14 protein-coding genes are annotated in these 17,218 nt (G+C 34.6%); 2 read left to right on the top strand and 12 right to left on the bottom strand.

Annotation, left to right across the window (positions count from 1 at the left end; genetic code table 11):
* Positions 1–171 precede the first annotated feature (171 nt).
* From JFU23_RS26790 to gntK, 12 genes are all read right to left on the bottom strand, one after another.
* A complete protein-coding gene (locus JFU23_RS26790) occupies positions 172–2,022 on the bottom strand; it encodes a hypothetical protein (protein ID WP_201033134.1) in 1,851 nt (616 codons plus the stop codon).
* Complete coding sequence (locus JFU23_RS26785) at positions 2,012–3,829, bottom strand: AAA family ATPase (RefSeq protein WP_201033133.1); 1,818 nt, start codon at positions 3,827–3,829, stop codon at positions 2,012–2,014. The genes JFU23_RS26790 and JFU23_RS26785 overlap by 11 nt, the downstream gene beginning before the upstream one ends.
* A 107-nt stretch (positions 3,830–3,936) precedes the next feature.
* Positions 3,937–4,197: a hypothetical protein gene (locus JFU23_RS26780; protein ID WP_002085825.1), complete on the bottom strand. Its 261-nt coding sequence runs from the start codon at positions 4,195–4,197 to the stop codon at positions 3,937–3,939.
* Positions 4,198–4,273: 76 nt separating this feature from the next.
* On the bottom strand, positions 4,274–5,701 hold the full coding sequence (locus JFU23_RS26775; RefSeq protein WP_002085826.1) for a basic amino acid/polyamine antiporter: 1,428 nt from the start codon (positions 5,699–5,701) through the stop codon (positions 4,274–4,276).
* Between the two features lie 213 nt (positions 5,702–5,914).
* Entirely contained in the window at positions 5,915–7,426 is a 1,512-nt protein-coding gene (locus tag JFU23_RS26770) for an ABC transporter permease/substrate-binding protein (protein ID WP_201033132.1), read from the bottom strand.
* 3 nt (positions 7,427–7,429) lie between these two features.
* Entirely contained in the window at positions 7,430–8,377 is a 948-nt protein-coding gene (locus JFU23_RS26765) for an ABC transporter ATP-binding protein (protein WP_033708324.1), read from the bottom strand.
* A 102-nt stretch (positions 8,378–8,479) separates the two neighbouring features.
* Complete coding sequence (locus tag JFU23_RS26760; protein WP_201033131.1) at positions 8,480–9,037, bottom strand: YdcF family protein; 558 nt, start codon at positions 9,035–9,037, stop codon at positions 8,480–8,482.
* Between the two features lie 63 nt (positions 9,038–9,100).
* A complete protein-coding gene (locus tag JFU23_RS26755; protein ID WP_201033130.1) occupies positions 9,101–10,330 on the bottom strand; it encodes an MFS transporter in 1,230 nt (409 codons plus the stop codon).
* A 1-nt stretch (position 10,331) separates the two neighbouring features.
* Entirely contained in the window at positions 10,332–10,868 is a 537-nt protein-coding gene (locus JFU23_RS26750; RefSeq protein ID WP_002031805.1) for an NADPH-dependent FMN reductase, read from the bottom strand.
* Between the two features lie 152 nt (positions 10,869–11,020).
* Positions 11,021–11,917: a phosphogluconate dehydrogenase (NAD(+)-dependent, decarboxylating) gene (gnd, locus tag JFU23_RS26745; RefSeq protein ID WP_201033129.1), complete on the bottom strand. Its 897-nt coding sequence runs from the start codon at positions 11,915–11,917 to the stop codon at positions 11,021–11,023.
* An 18-nt stretch (positions 11,918–11,935) separates the two neighbouring features.
* Positions 11,936–13,285 (bottom strand): GntP family permease, encoded by a 1,350-nt coding sequence (locus tag JFU23_RS26740; RefSeq protein WP_002141651.1) that lies wholly within the window; start codon positions 13,283–13,285, stop codon positions 11,936–11,938.
* A gap of 14 nt (positions 13,286–13,299) precedes the next feature.
* Entirely contained in the window at positions 13,300–14,817 is a 1,518-nt protein-coding gene (gntK, locus tag JFU23_RS26735) for a gluconokinase (protein WP_201033318.1), read from the bottom strand.
* Between the two features lie 414 nt (positions 14,818–15,231).
* Between gntK and JFU23_RS26730 the strand changes: the two genes are divergently transcribed.
* A complete protein-coding gene (locus JFU23_RS26730; RefSeq protein ID WP_002127222.1) occupies positions 15,232–16,134 on the top strand; it encodes an ABC transporter permease subunit in 903 nt (300 codons plus the stop codon).
* On the top strand, positions 16,131–17,150 hold the full coding sequence (locus JFU23_RS26725) for an ABC transporter permease (RefSeq protein WP_201033128.1): 1,020 nt from the start codon (positions 16,131–16,133) through the stop codon (positions 17,148–17,150). Before JFU23_RS26730 ends, JFU23_RS26725 begins: the two co-directional genes overlap by 4 nt.
* Positions 17,151–17,218: the final 68 nt, after the last annotated feature.

Here is a 17,218-nt window from a genome sequence, read left to right as displayed (position 1 = left end):
ATACACATGCAAAACCCCTTAATTCCCCATACTGTTACAAACATAACAAGATTCAATTACTCTAATAAAAAAATGATAATCACTATCAAGTTCGAACCGTATAATGTGTCTTTCCGTACTGCATATAATTCTTCTTAACCTAAAGAAATCCTTCATTAAAAAGGATTTCTTTTACATTTTATTACTTTTTAACCATTTCTCAAAAATTTGAATCATCCCATGCTTCCCAGCCAACTTCTCTTCTCCTTGTTTCGTTTTATATGGATATAGTTGTAAAAACAATCCACATCCAGATTCAATTTTTTTACTATGCATATGGCTACCTGGATATACACAAATCACTTCATAAATCGCTCTTCGCTTAAAAATTCTTTTGCCATTCTGTTCTTCTACATACTTAATAGACCAGTATTTATACATTTGCTCAGTTGCTTTCGTATTACCTACAGGCTGAAAAATATTGTACATAGGACTATATTTCACTTCGATAATAATAGAAGATTTATATACATACTTCTCTTCTTCCTTTACATAACAATCTAAACGAATATCCGGCTTCTTTGTGTCCTCTCCGTTATAAAAATTACTTCCTTTGCTTAGTGCAATAAGAGGGTGTGTTTCAATTAAATCATTAAACGCGACGTGCACTTTTATATCATCTCGATGTAAAATCACTGTCGTTCCATCTTGTAATCCGTCTAAATAAAAATGTTCTTGTATTTGTTCACGGATAGGATTCTTATCTTCAAATCCGATTTGTTCTAATATAGAAATAACGATAAAAAAAGCGTAATACTCATACACTAAAAACGTTGGTTTATATACGAATAATAAAGATGGAGGTTGCTCCGTATGTTGCGGTAACAATTCTAAATGGTGGATTAATTGTTGATGCGGTATAGATAAAGTGTTCGAATTAATGGTAGCTGTTTCAGAAACTTCCCTCCAAAATGGAGAATACAATAAATTTCGAAAGTATTGCACACTTTCATATACGATATGAGCTAATATTTTATATTCTTGTATTTTCACAGAACTTTTCCGTAAATCTGCTTCTTTCAGTAAATGTAGATTTCTATATTTTTGTTTTTCCCTATCCGTCACGGATCCATTTCGTTCAATCGTTTTCATAATTGTTTTAACAGCTTGAAATTCATCTGACTTTTTCTTCTTTTCTCCTTCTAGTATTTCAATAGTTTTACGTACAAAAATTTCTGCTTCAAGTAAATAATAATAGAATTGCATCGTTTTAAATTTAAGAAATGCATTTTCAATACTATTTTTTTGCTCCTTAAATTTACGGTTGTAATATTTCGCATAAAGCTTTCTTTCTGTCATAATGGCAGTTTTTCTCGTTGCCTTCCGCGCTTTCGTTTCCCATTCATATTCGTGTACAAATTCCGCATTCGATTCTACTTTCTTAAAAATTTGTTTTATTCTTTTCATTTTTTGTGGCAACTTTCTTAACAATACCAAATAAGAAGAATCTTCAATATCGCTAAGTGCTGAGAAAGTTTTCTTGTAATAACCTCTATCTAAAATTAACTCGTTTAAAATTGACTTCACATAATCTTGAATCATTTCAAATTGGTCATCAAAAAAGTTTTTAGGAACAACTTGAAACGCACCATAATAAGTTTTATCTTCTATACGCACTTCAAAATGGTATAAGCCACAGCGCCACGGATAAAAAAATTCAGTTTTTCCATGTTCATACACTAATACTCTTTGTTTTTTTTCATTTAATTCATATTGTGACTCTTTTATATTCTTTTGTCCCTCATATACTTTATTCCATATGAATGTAATATCCATTGGATTTTGATAATGGAAATGTAATTTCAGTGGTTTTAATTCCTGTACTTTATAAATACATTGAACTAATGCTGTAGTAGACGTACAAAGCCGGTTTAAAAGGATAAAATCGCCTTTCCCCTCAGTACCAATAATTAGCTTCAATACAAACGGGAGCGTTTCTTTCGTATCGACGATTGCTGTTTCATAACGCTCCTCATTTTGCATAGCCATACAGCTCCAGTTCTCTACGCTTTTGTCTTATATAAGCTAAAGAATGTTCAAATGTAGATACACGATTTGCAAGCGGAGACTGTAAAAGTGGTATCAATGTCGCTTCCCTTTTTGCTTCTTCAGAAAGTAGAGGGCCCACTGTCATTTCTGTCCCCCTTAATTTCGTTAATACACGCTGCTTTATTTGCAAATCAAAACCTTCTTCCCTGCTAATCATATAGGACTGATTATTTTGGAACGGTATATTTTGCAAATACGTAGCGATTGCGCTTGCACATCGGAAAGAAATTCCTTTTGATATATCGTGTGATGATAATACATCATGTAACTTATCCAATAACTCTAATTCCTCTTCAGTATACACTTCGATCATCTCTTTATTCCTAAACCAATTGAGTCGAAATTCTCCCGTTGTTACTTTCAGCGGGGGTTGCTGAACAACTTTCTCATGTTCTATACTCATCTCGCAAAACGGAATTTTTTGTAATGTAATCAAATTTGTTCGATCTAATAATCGATCGGAAAGCTCTTTCGTCGTTTCATCAAAATTTACAGTGCCTACGAAAATAATATTCTCACCAATTTCCACTGAAGGTGGAATTTGATTTTCTATTTCTTGTACTTTCTCATACAAACTCAAAATACGATTTTTCTTTTCAAGTTGAAGAACGGATAGAAACGGAGTAAACCAATGCTCAATATGTGACATGTTCATTTCATCGAACACAATTATATACAATTGATTTGGATTTTCTTTAGCCTTTAACAATGTCCGAACTAACTTCGTTTCACTTTCAATAAAATTACCATTCGGATGAAGGTAACCGAGAATATCATGTGGTTCTTGATACGATGGTGAAATCGGAATCCAAATTAATTCTTCCCCATAACGTAACCCAAGTGATTCTGCATAAGCTTGCACAAAGCGTGATTTCCCAACACCTGGTATACCACCAACAATTGTTAACATATTGGTTTTAATACTAATGTGAAAATTATATATATCTGTATCATCCAAATATAACCCTTTATTACGAACCATACTTTGTACATACTGCAAAAAAGAGGATTCACGCTCATCCCATTCCCAGTCATCCTTTTGCATTTTAATATCTTCTACTTCAACTAACTTACCTTCTTCAGCAATTCGTTTATTTAGTTGGTCATACACATTTTCACTTACAAAATATAAATGATCATCTACTGCTATTTCTACATGTTTCATCCAATCGTTTATTTCAATATATTTGCATTCTTTTCTTTGCTCAAAATATGAAATTGAACTTATTGATGATTTTAACGATAAATTTCCATATAGCCTTCCTTCATGCCACAATAATTCTGGAGGCTCAAAGTCTTTTGGTAATTTAGGCATAAGAAATGATAAATAACCGTTGCTTAACTTCCGTTCCAAAGACGCTCTCTTTTTATAATTTGAGACCTTTGGTGAAGGAATCAATTTATATGAAGATGCTATTTCCCGAGGCTCTTCTGTGCATATTAATTCCAGAAATAAATTTCCACGATCATAATAAAGACGAAACATAACCAGTTGCTTTTCTAATTTATGCTTCTTTAAATCAGTAAAGATTTTTTCATTCTTTTTATTACTGCATAATCCTTCAAACAAATATTTTCCAGTCGGAAATAACTCTTGTAAAGTTAAAGGTATTGAAGAAAGACATTGTACAAAGAAATTTTCTCCATTCTTCTCTCCCTCAGCTTTTGCAAACTTCCCAATAAACCTCATATAATACATTCGCTTTATAAAACTTGGATGAAGAGCTTTATGTAATTTCAACGTAGTCACCTTCTTTTTTTCATACTATTCTTATTGTATGAACTACAATCTAAAACTAGAAATAAAAAACCTGACGTCATCCGTCAGGTTCAAAATTAAAACGTATATTAATGAGAAGGAAATGCTTTTTTTTCTTGTAAAATGGCATTATGAGCGATTTTCATTTTAGCAAGTACGTACCGTAATCGATCTTCGGCATTTTCATCTTTATTTTGCTGCAAACTCGCCAAATTCTCTACAGAACTCGCTAAATTTTCAATCACGCCTCGAAGTTCAGGATGATGATTAAAAAAAGATTCTTGTACTAATACTTTCCTTAAATCACTAGCTAAATCCATAATTCTAGACAACTGTTCTTTTTCTTCCATTTTCATCCCTCCTGAATATCTTATGTATTAAATATTCTCTAGACAAGGAAAAAAGCCCTTTAAATTAAAAGGACTTTTACATTTTTATAGTTCCTGTCAGTAACATATAAAGTGATGTAATAGCTGCAATAACAATTGCCCACATCACATATCGCTCTTTGCCTGCAAAACAACGATTCCCTTTTTCTTTTCTTGCAAACATATACACGAGAATCCCAATACCATATACGATTGAAACAAGCAATAAATTCTTTAAACCAGCTGCATAAATTAACCATACAGAGTATAGGGAAGCAATTAATGCTAACAATCCATTTTTTACTCTCGCAACTTTCAGCTCTTTCGTGATGACTAATTTCAATTGAAATAGCGCTGATAATAAGTACGGCAGTAATATAGATGTTGACGCAATAAAATACATAATTTGATATGTCGATTGTGAAAACAGAACGATTATAAATATAGTTTGGGCAACGATATTTGAAATCCACAATGCCATATGCGGCGTTTGTTTCTTATTTGTTTTCGTAAAGACTTTCGGAAACACGCCGTCTTTTCCTGCTACGTGAGAAATTTCAGAAACAAGTAAAAACCAACCAATTAATGTACCTACAAGTGACGCAACTAATCCAATATTAATTGCCATTGCACCCCATGGCCCAACAACATGTTCTAATACATGTCCCATTGAAGGAGTCTCTAATACTGAAAGTTCTTTTCTTGTCATGGCTCCCATTGACAGAACAGAAATTAAAATATAAATAGACATTACTAAAATAAGTCCAAGTACTGTCGCTTTTCCAACGTCTCTACTATTTTTAGCTCTTCCTGATAATACAACTGCTCCTTCAACCCCAATGAACACCCAAAGGGTTACGAGCATTGTATTTTTCACTTGACCTAGTACAGAGGAAACTGAGATAGTTCCTTCGCCCCAAAAGTCATGTGTAAATGTATCCCAGCGAAACGCTGTTACCATCACGACAATAAATAATAAGATCGGAACTAATTTCCCAATCGTTGCGATAACATTCATAATGGAGGCTTCACGAATTCCAAATAAAATTAGAAAATGCAATGTCCATAATAAAAGTGATGCACCTACGATTGACGCAACATTATTTCCGCCTTTAAAAATTGGGAAGAAGTAACCTAATGTACTAAACAGTAACATAATTGTTGCAACATTTCCTAAAATCCCTGCTAGCCAGTATCCCCAAGCACTGTTAAAACCAATATATTCACCGAATCCAGCTCGTGCATAACTATAGATTCCGCCCTCAAGCTCCGGTTTTTGTCTTGCTAACGTTTGATATACGAGCGCAAGTGGAATCATTCCCATTGCTGTAATACACCAACCAATTATCGTTGCACCACTATTTGCTCCTACTGCTAAATCATGCGGTAAACTAAAAACACCGCCACCAACCATCGTTCCAACTACTAATGCGATTAACGGAAAAAATCCTAACTTCTTTTCTATTTGTACCACCCCATCTGTCATTCTAGGTGTTATGTTCGTTCAACTATTAAAGTCACCTTTTTCTCTAATAGACGTTTCTCTTATATTTTTTCAGGAAAACATTACTTATTCTAAAAGAAAATGAAGAAAAATGGAATACTTTTTTGAAAAAATGTATAAGTATGCACAAAAAAACCGTTCATTTTGTAATGAACGGTCATTTCATACATATAAAATTGTATATTTATTGTAAAATTAACGAAGTAACTTCTCTTTTTGTAAAAATTGTTTTGCGACTTCTTCGCTACTTTTCCCATTCACATTTACTTCATAATTCATTTTTCTCATTTCTTCATCTGTAATCTTTCCAGATAATTTATTTAATACTTTTTCGAGTTCAGGATATTTCTGTAACGTCTCTTTTCTTAATAATGATGCTCCTTGATAAGGCGGGAATAGTCCTTTATCATCTTTTAGCACTTTAAGCCCATATTGCTCAAGTTCACTATCTGTTGAATATGCATCGATTACGTTAACATCTCCCGATTGTATTGCACTATAGCGCAGTTTCGGTTCCATCGTTTTAACATTTGAAAACTTATAGTTATATAATTTTTGCATTCCTTTATAACCATCTTCACGATCAGCAAATTCTAATGTAAATCCTACTTTAGCTTCCTGTGCAATTTTTCCTAAATCAGAAATTGTATTTATGTTATTTTGATCTGCTATTTTTTTCGGCATGGCTAGTGCGTATGTATTGTTATACTCCATTGGCTTTAACATAACCATATTATATTTCTTTTCCATTCCAATACGAGCTTGTTCATATACTTCATCACGATTTGTACTTTTCGGTTCTTCTTTCACGAAAGTAGATAAAGCTGTACCTGAAAATTCTGGGTATATATCTACTTCACCTGATTTTAACGCTTCGAATACAAATGCTGTTTTTCCAAGGCCTGGCTTTAATTCCACTTGTAAATCTGTATCCTGTTCAATAAGTTGCTTGTACATTTGAATTAATATTTCTGGTTCAGATCCAAGTTTACCAGCAATAACTATATCTTTCTTTTCGGTATTCCAAAGAAATGGAGCAGCTATCATTACTACAACTATACATATCGTCAATATAACGCGCTTAGAAGAGCGTTTCGGGCTCTCAAGTATGCGAAGTACTATATCAAAGAATAAAGCGAGTAACGCAGCTGGTAAGGCCCCTAAAATGATAAGCGCATGGTCATTTCGATCTATGCCTAATAATATGAGCTTACCGAGCCCACCAGCGCCTATTAAAGCAGCTAATGTAGCCGTTCCAACAATTAATACCATCGCTGTACGAATACCAGCCATAATAATTGGCAATGCGAGCGGAAGCTCTACCTTCCATAATCTTTTCCAGCTATTCATCCCCATAGCTCTCGCCGCTTCTATAAGTGATTCATCTAATTCCCGTATTCCTGTATATGTATTTCGTAAAATAGGTAATAGTGCATACACAACTAATGCGATTATAGCTGGCAGTTTTCCAATTCCTACTAACGGAATTAATAGTCCAAGTAAAGCAAGTGAGGGCACTGTCTGCATAACAGCAGAAGTCCCTATAATAAATTCAGCCATTCGTTCTTTTCTCGTTAATATAATGCCGAGCGGCACTGCAATAATTACTGCAAAAAATAGTGAAATAAGCGATATTTGTAAATGCTCACTTAATGCACTTAGCAATTCTACTTTTCGTTCTTGGAACGTTTGAATAAAATCAGTCACTGTTTAGCCTCTTTCCTTCATTTGTTCAACAATGTAATTGACAATATGACGACTTGTTAACGCTCCAACATATTGACCATGCTCTTCAACCGGCACTGACTCTTCAGTTTGTAAGCGGACTAGTGCTTCTTGTAATGACGAATGTAAAGATAAAGCATTCCCTTCAATTCGTATACCCTCGTCTAGCGGCAATACCTCTTCTATACTCTTCCCCTCATACCAAGGTCGTCCACGATTTCCAATGAACTCCTCTACAAACTCATTTTTCGGGTTATGTATAATTCCTTCTGGTGTATCTAATTGAACAACTTTTCCTTCTTTCATTACACAAATACGATCACCAAGTGATAAAGCCTCTTGCATATCGTGCGTTACGAACACGATTGTTTTTTGAATCTTTTTTTGCAGTTGTACGATATCCTTCTGGAGCTGCTCCCTACTTAACGGATCTAACGCACTAAATGGTTCGTCCATAAGTACAATTTTCGGGTTTGCGGCTAATGCCCGTACGACACCAACACGTTGTTTCTGCCCTCCCGACAATTCATCTGGCATACGATCACGATATACATCTGGATCGAGCCCAACCATCTGTAGCAAGTCATCGACACGTGCTTTTATTTCCTTTTTAGTCCATTTTCTCATTTCAGGGACAACTGCAATATTTTCAGCAATTGTCATATGTGGAAACAGCGCAATCTGCTGCAATACGTATCCTATATTCCAACGTAGTTCGTTTATGTTATATTGTTGAATATCTTTTCCATCGATTAAAATTGATCCTTCCGTCGTTTCAATTAAACGGTTAATCATCTTCATTGTCGTTGTTTTCCCGCAACCACTCGGACCAATGAGAACAAAAAATTCTCCTTTTTTAATTTCTAAATGTAGTGAATCCACTGCTTTTGTGCCATCTTCATACGCTTTTGACACATGATTAAATTGAATCACAGACACAACTCCTTTCATGTTGTTTCCTTTATTTTGATGGAATATAGCATTCATTTCAAATGATACGCTTTATTATACAAAAAAAGAGCTCTCATTTGAGCTCTAACGGTCGAACAATATTGTTTTCATAATTGCAGCATATTCACGCACATACGCTTTTTTCTTAGAGCGTCTCGGTGTTTCAGCAGCCAAAGCTTCCATCTTTATCCCTAAACGCTTTGCAATTATTTTCGTTCGATATAAATGATACGTATTACTTACAACTACCGCATGCTTTACATCATATAAATCCATACTAAACTTTAAATTTTCATACGTATTTGTAGAGCGGTCTTCAATTAAAATACGATTCTCATCTATACCATGTACCATTAAATAGTTTCTCATACTGTGAGCTTCCGGTATATCTTCATCTTCCCCTTGACCACCTGAAACAATTACTTTCACCTCAGGGTGAGCATGTAAATATTCGAGCGCCACATCCAAACGATTTTGAAGAGATAAAGACGGTCTATCTCCAAATAACTTTGCACCTAATATAAGAACGTATGGAGAGTGATTACTCAATGTTTCACGAGCAACTTTATTCATTCGAAACGTCATATAAATGATGTATAGCGGAGGTAGTAATAAGATTATAAGCAATATCCATTTGTTCATAAATAAGTTAACACTCCCTTTCTTTTTATTATATAGAAAAAGAAAAGGAGGCAGAAGTATTTTTTAAACAATTGATTTATTAGACACATTCGCTTCCGTTTTACGTTTTGAAATTACATAATAAAAAGCAATCCCTAATGATAGGATCAATATACAGCTCAGTACGTAAAACGGGATCATTATCCCTGCTTTAGATACGCCTGCCGTAAACAACATTAATAATACAATTCGAATTCCTGTGCCAATTAATCGAAATAAGCTGTCCACACGTCCCATTACTTCATTTGGAATTTCTTCCATCATCAATACATTTCTCGCCACTCTCGTTCCAGCATTTCCAATCGCATGAAAAATCGCTAGTCCATATAATAACATAATGGAAGGCTCAATAATCATTGCGGTAATTGAAATTACATAAATAACCATCGTCATAACGATTGAAATTTCTATTTTGACATATTTCATCATGATTGGAATACTTATTCCTGCAAGAACCGCTCCGACACCGTACATCATACCTTCAATTGCGTATACAGAGGCACTAGCTTTGAGTATATCTGAAATATATACTGGGATTAAATAATTTGCCATCATGACACCGATAAACGGCATATAAGTCGCTAGTAAAAACCAAAATAACTTAGGGCGCTTTTTCATAAAGTGAATTCCTTCGAACAATTGCTTCTTAAATGTTGCTTTCCGTTTTACTTCTTTTTTCTTTACATACGGTATACATAAGAAAAGAAAAAATGCTCCTGCAAAAGTTAACATATCCACTAACAAGATCCATTTCAAAGAAATAATCTCAATTAAAAAGCTAGCAGCCGCTCCTGAAATAACTTGCGTTAATTGTCCTTGTATCTCCATCGTGCCACTTAAACTTTTATAATGCTCTGATTGAAATATTTCTTGGTTAAATGCAAATATTGTGGGATAGAATAATAGATAATAGAAAGAACCTGCTATATAAATAATAATGTAATGAATAGAATTGTATGATTGCCCAGCAAATCCCCAAATAGCCATCATTCCTATAATCGCTATCCCAATACCTTCGTTACATAACAACAAAGATTTTCTTGAAAAACGATCTATACTTTGCCCAATAAATGGCGTTAATAAAAACATTATGAGAGTCGCAACGATAGAAACATAACCAAATGTTGTCTCTCCTCCACTTTCCTTAATTAACAACCACGGAATCGTTATCATAACAATCCCGGAACCAATAGCGGATAAACTATTGGCTCCTAGAATGTAATACAAGCGAGAATCATGATAAAGAGAGGACATATCACTCAACTCCTAATTGTTTTTTCACCTCTTTATATACGCTCATATATGCTTTTAATTCTTTAACTAAATCATGAATTAATGGTTTTGCATCTTCTCCAAGTTCACTATCTTGCACATGTAATCCATCAAGCACGACTTGTTTTGGAATTGCATTTGCGTAAACGCCTCTAGCGACAGTGCGCATACTATTTAATGCGTTTATTCCCCCTTTACCTCCTCCAGCAACTGCTAGTAATGCGACAGGCTTATGGATGAATTCACTGCTACTTAAGTAATCTAACGAATTTTTCAGCGCTCCGCTCATCGCATTATGATATTCTGGTGTACATAGTACTACTCCATCCGCAGCTTTCACTAAAGCTTTTAATTTTTTTACTGCCTCTAATTCACGTTGTGATTCTTCTCCATTATATAAAGGCAATTCCGCTACTGCTAAATCGTATAACTCCCCTTCAAATTGCTCTGCAATATATTTTGCCACAACGCGAGTTCTACCGAATTTTCTTGGTGTACCGTTAATAACGACTAGTTTCATAATTATTTCTCCCCTTTGTTTTCAAGTTATATTTATATATTATCAGAAATTTCTATACAAAACACAGTAAAAAGAGGGAAAAACTTTCATTAAATAGTATGAGAAATAAAAAAACTCATACTTTCGTATGAGTTTCACAAAACTAATATTTCCTATTTTTTCACAACCTCATGTCCACCGAATTGATTACGAAGTGCAGAAACCACTTTTCCGTGGAATGTATCATCTTCTTGTGAACGGTAGCGCATAAATAATGACATAGCGATAACTGGTGCCGCTGCTTGTAATTCAAGCGCTGTTTCAACAGTCCATTTCCCTTCTCCTGAAGAGTTCATAACACCTTTAATGCCATCAAGTTTCGGATCTTCTGCAAATGCTTTTTCAGTTAAGTCCATTAACCAACCACGGATAACCGATCCGTTTGCCCATACTTTTGCAACATCTTCATAATTGAAATCAAAATCACTTTTATCTAGTACTTCAAATCCTTCAGCGATTGCTTGCATCATTCCGTATTCAATACCGTTGTGAACCATTTTTAAGAAATGCCCACTACCGACGCGGCCTGCATATGAATAACCATTTTCTACTGCTAAATCTTTAAATAAAGGTTCTAGTTGATCATAAATTTCTTTTTCTCCACCAACCATTAAGCAAGCGCCGTATCTAGCTCCTTCTACACCGCCTGATGTACCGATATCTACATAATGTAAGCCAAAGCTTTTCGCTTCTTCAGCACGGCGTAACGTATCCTTATAGAATGAATTTCCACCTTCAATAACGATATCGCCTTCCTCTAATAATGGATATACATCTTTTAGTACTGACTCAACAACTTCTCCTGCAGGTACCATTACCCAAATTGTACGAGGTGCTTCTAATTCAGAGATCATTTCTTTTAATGTATGACGAGCAGTAATCCCTAATTCCCTTGCCTTTTCAACAAGCTCATTATTTACATCGTATACAACTACTTCATGCTTGTCTTCATGTAAGTGTTCAGCTAATGGGAATCCCATTTTTCCTAATCCAATTAAACCTAGTTTCATATTAATCAATCTCCCATTCTATACAAATATATTTAATAACGAAATTAATCCAAGTGCTACAACAGATAATATTGTCTCCATTGCGGTCCATGTTAATAATGTTTCTTTCACAGTCATTCCGAAATACTCTTTAATCATCCAAAATCCAGAATCATTTACATGCGATAATATTAATGACCCTGCTCCTGTTGCAAGTGCCAGTAACTCTACATTTACTCCTGGTGTACTTGCTGCAATCGGTGCTACAATTCCAGCTGCTGTCATCATAGAAACAGTAGCCGATCCCGTTGCAACTCGGATAAGTGCAGCAATTCCCCAACCTAATAATATCGGTGAAATATGTGATTCTTTCGCCATCTCCGCAATTGTAGTTCCGATCCCAGAATCTAATAACACTTTATTAAATGCACCACCTGCACCGATAACTAACAGTATGTTTGCAATTGGGCCTAAACAATCATTTGTAACTTGTAAGACTTTGTCTTTAGAAAACCCTTTTGCATAGCCAAGACTAAAGAAAGAATATATCGTTGCAATTAATAATGCGACTATTGGATCTCCAATAAAATGCAATACTTGTGCAAGTTGGCTTGTTTTATTTAATGCTACTTCCGCTATCGATGCACCTAGCATAAGAAATACTGGAAGTAAAATAGTAAACAATGTATTTCCGAAGCTAGGAAGTTCCTTCTTCTTATCTCTTTCAATAAATTGCTCCGCTATATCTAACGGTACTTCTTTATGTATACGAGCACCAATCCATTTCCCGTAAAGCGGACCTGCAATTATTGCAGTTGGAAGTCCGACAATTAATGCATACAAAATTGTCTTCCCTACATCTGCTTTAAATATACCTACCGCTGCCATAGCTGCTGGATGCGGTGGAACAAGTCCGTGTACAACCGAAAGACCTGCTACTAGCGGAATACCGATCGTAATAAGTGATACCCCTGTTTCTAACGCAATTGTAAATACTAACGGAATTAATAGTACAAATCCAACTTGGAAAAATACCGGAATCCCTACTATAAATGCAACGAACATCATTGCCCAGTGAACACGCTTTTTCCCAAAACGTCCAATTAATGTGTTAGCAATTCGTTCAGCACCGCCAGATTCAGCCATCATTTTTCCAAGCATTGTTCCTAAAGCTAAAACAATCGCTAAAAACCCTAACGTATTACCGAGACCTAATTTAATAGAATCGATAATCCCCGGATGTTGTGGTGAAGTTCCAATTAAGGGCATCCCCATTGCTAGCCCAACTCCGATTGCTGTTAAAATTAACGCGACAAATGGATGCCATTTTACTACCGTAATTAGTAAAAGTAATATAACAACAGCCGCTAGTACGATCCCAACTACCATTTCTCCCAATCCCCCTATTGTTTACGTTGGAAAGCGGCTATACAATCAAATTCTTCTTTCAAACGATTGTAAAGTCGTTCATACATATAAAACATCTCTAAATATAAAGCCGTATTTTCTTTATTCGGTACATGGTGATGGACAATATCAATCCAATCCTTCACCTCTTCAAGAGAATCAATTTTCCCAATTGCATACAAAGCAAGTGCTGCTGCCCCAAGCGCAGATGCTTCATGACTTTCTGGAACAAGCAATTCTTTCCCCATCATGTCGGATAACATTTGTCTCCAAAATGCAGATTTCGCAAAGCCTCCTGAAACACGTATTTCAGTAAGTGGCCCTGTACAATCTCGAATGGCAAGTGCTACTGAATACACACTCATACAAACACCTTCCATAACTGCTCGTATGAAATGTTCTCGTTTATGCTGAAGGTTTATCCCGAAGAATGTACCTCGAGCATTTGCATTCCAGTAGGGTGCACGTTCTCCAGATAGAAAGGGTAAAAATAGTAATCCATCTGCTCCAGCTGGTACACTTTCTGCATACTTAATTAATAAATCATAAGGATCAATTCCAAGCTTTCTTGCTACCTCTTGCTCTGGGCTACCAAATTCATCACGTAACCATCTAAGTAATATTCCACCGTTATTCGTTGGTCCGCCGATCACCCAGTGCTCATCTGTTAATGCGTAACAAAAAGTTCTTCCTTTTTCATCTGTATTAACACTCGATGAAATTGTTCGAACCGCACCACTTGTCCCGATCGTAATTGCAGCTGAGCCAGGTGATATTGCACCGACACCTACATTTGCAAGAACACCATCACTTGCACCAATAACAACCGGAGTATCCTCACTAATACCCATCTTTTGTGCTAATTCCGGCTTCATTCCCGATAAAATATATGTAGTTGGTACAGGTGTTGATAATTGTTCTGGTGACATATTTAACATAGTTAAAACATCTTCATCCCAGTTTAATGTTTTTAAATTAAATAACCCTGTAGCAGATGCGATAGAATAATCAACTACATAGCGTGAAAATAATTGATAAATGACATACTCTTTAATGGAAATAAATTTATGAGCAGTTCTGAATAACTCCGTTTCTTCTTCTTTCATCCACAATAATTTAGAAAGTGGTGACATCGGATGAATCGGTGTACCAGTTCTTCTATAAATGTCATGACCATTCATTTGTTGTAATAGTTTTTCTGATTGCTTTGTGCTTCTATTATCTGCCCAAATAATAGAGCGCGTTAACGGCGCACCGTTTTCATCTACTGCAATTAAGGCGTGCATTGCTGTACTAATACCGATTGAAGAAATATCTTCCGGTGACACATTACACTTTTCGATGGCAACGCTTACAGTTTTATATACAGCAGCACATATTACATCAGGATCTTGCTCAGCCCATCCGACGTTCGGTTGAATAATTGGATAATCAATTGCATGTGAAGCAACGACTTTTCCTTTCTCAGTGAATACAACCGTTTTCGTACTTGTGGTACCGATGTCAACCCCGATTACTCTCCCCTTGTTTCCATGCGAATCTTCCCTTCGTTTCTAGCAAAATACGATCTAGTAAACCGTTTACATGAATTAGTATATAAAATATTTTTTCATAAATCAAGTTATGAAAAGAAAATTTTTTTCAAACAAAAATCTACCTCTCATCTTCTTAATCATTCTCTTTATCTTTTTTAAATAACCTTTTTAATTTATCAAACATTCTTTCCCCTCCACCTAAAGATAATAATATATAAGTTCTCGTTTTCTTAGCTTGATGGACATAGGGCGTGGCTCCCTACTATCACTTTTTTACCTTGTAAATATATGTCCCATACTATAAAATCTAATAGTATTTATATTTTTCTGAAAAATCAAAACAAAATATGAATTTTATTGTATAATGTTGTAAAAAGATGTCGGAGGGATTTAATGTTATATAAAATATCTCAATTCACAATAAAACTTTCATCAATTCTTTTATCACTCTTACTATTACTAAATTTACCTTATTTATTTATCACTCAACAGGGATTCACTTTTCAACCAATTCATTTTTTTAATCAGATCGTTACTATGTTAAAACAGGTTTTCTCCCCTGAATCATTAGTAGTTATAGGATCAGACCCGAAATTTGGTCATTTCAAAAAGACACCATTATTTCCAACTGTTTTAGAACCTTACCTATATTCATTTACTGTATTATTTATAGCCTTTTTGCTTGCACTCTTTCTATCATCTAGTATGGCATTTTTTTATTTTTTAGCAAAAGATTATATAAAAAAATGGATAAACCGAATTGTGTTCATATTAGAAGCTGTCCCTGATATGATGATGATGATTTGTTTGCAAATATTTTTCATATGGGTACTTCAGAAATTCGGGGAATCTCCTGTCACCATTATTTCTTTTAATGAAAATCGAGCTTATTTACTCCCTATTTTATCTTTAGCAGTCTTACCTACATTACAAATGTTTCGGATGATGGTGTTATACATAAAAGAAGAACATGAAAAACATTACGTAGAGGTTGCATATGGAAAAGGACTTTCATCAAGTTATATACTATGCATTCATTTATTCAAAAATATATCTATCCACTTCTTTCACCATTTAAAAACGATTTTTGTTTTCTTACTTTCTAACTTATTCATTTTAGAATTTGTTTTTAATATGGAAGGCATTATTCAATTTTTATTTAAGAAGGCGTTTATATCACCTCCAGCTGCATTTATCATACTTGTTATGATTATTTTACCGTTTTATGCCATTTTTCAAATAATCTCATTCATGATGAATAGATGGCAAAAGCAATTGAAAGGAGCAGCATTATGAAATCTATTTGGAAATCAAAACGATTTTTAATCGGGTTTACTTATCTATTCATACTTGTTTCAGCTAGTTTTATTTATAGTTGGTTCTTTAAAGATAACATCCCAAAACCTCCTCAGTTACTTTACAATGACAATAACGAATTACTTGGAAAGGCCCCCTTTTCGCCATCGTTAATGCCACCTTTTGGATCTGATCGTTTTGGAGAGTCTGTTTTCTTACAAATTGTAGAAGGAGCAAAATTCACCATTTTATTAGCCGTGGCAATTAGCTTCTTTCGAATTTTATGCGGAACATGTATAGGAATCCTCTTAAGTTTATACGCTCCAAGATTCAAGAGATTTTTCCAGGCATGCTCAGAAGTTTTTTATTATATCCCAACTCTATTTATCGCATTCATACTCATCACGCCCGTTAATATTGTAATTACATCAAATGCTGATAGATTAGATCCAAATATTTCATTTACGTTTTATCAAGTTCTCGTACTTATTTTCGTCGCTCTACCTACACTTTCTTTATATATCTCCTCTGAGGTTGATGAATTTATGAAACGAGATTACATTTTAAGTTCACAATTACTGGGTGCTAGCCGTTTTCATATTATCAAAAAACATTTACGAGTCTTATTACTTGATCGCTTATTTGTGTTATTCATGGAACATATCGTCCAAGCACTCATACTCGTTATCCATTTAGCGTTGCTTAACATTGTAATTGGCGGGATACAAATGCGGGAACTCTATGACGGAGTACCCAAACCTGTTTCTCTATCTAATGATTGGGCAGGTCTTATTGGATTAAATCGTTATGAAATGAATATTTCATGGTGGATTATTTTGTATACTCTCGTTTCATTCTTTATTACGATTCTATTTATTAAGCTTATGACAATCGGGATTCAAGATGCACTGAAAGCAAGAGATTCGCAAGTTGTAGCAATTCAAACCGTTCCAAATCATAAAAAATTTGTTAAAAGTAAAGATTCTTTTTCGTTTGTAGATAAAGTGAACCTTTAATCATGTCTCATCAATCAAGTATTAATTGGCATTGATATTAGTAGAATATAAAAAAGATGATCCCTATT

It is taken from the genome of Bacillus sp. TH50, from assembly GCF_016650565.1.
In the GTDB taxonomy this organism is placed as follows: domain Bacteria; phylum Bacillota; class Bacilli; order Bacillales; family Bacillaceae_G; genus Bacillus_A; species Bacillus_A mycoides.
Note: the sequence above shows the minus strand (reverse complement) of the source record. Positions and strands in the feature narration are given on the sequence as shown.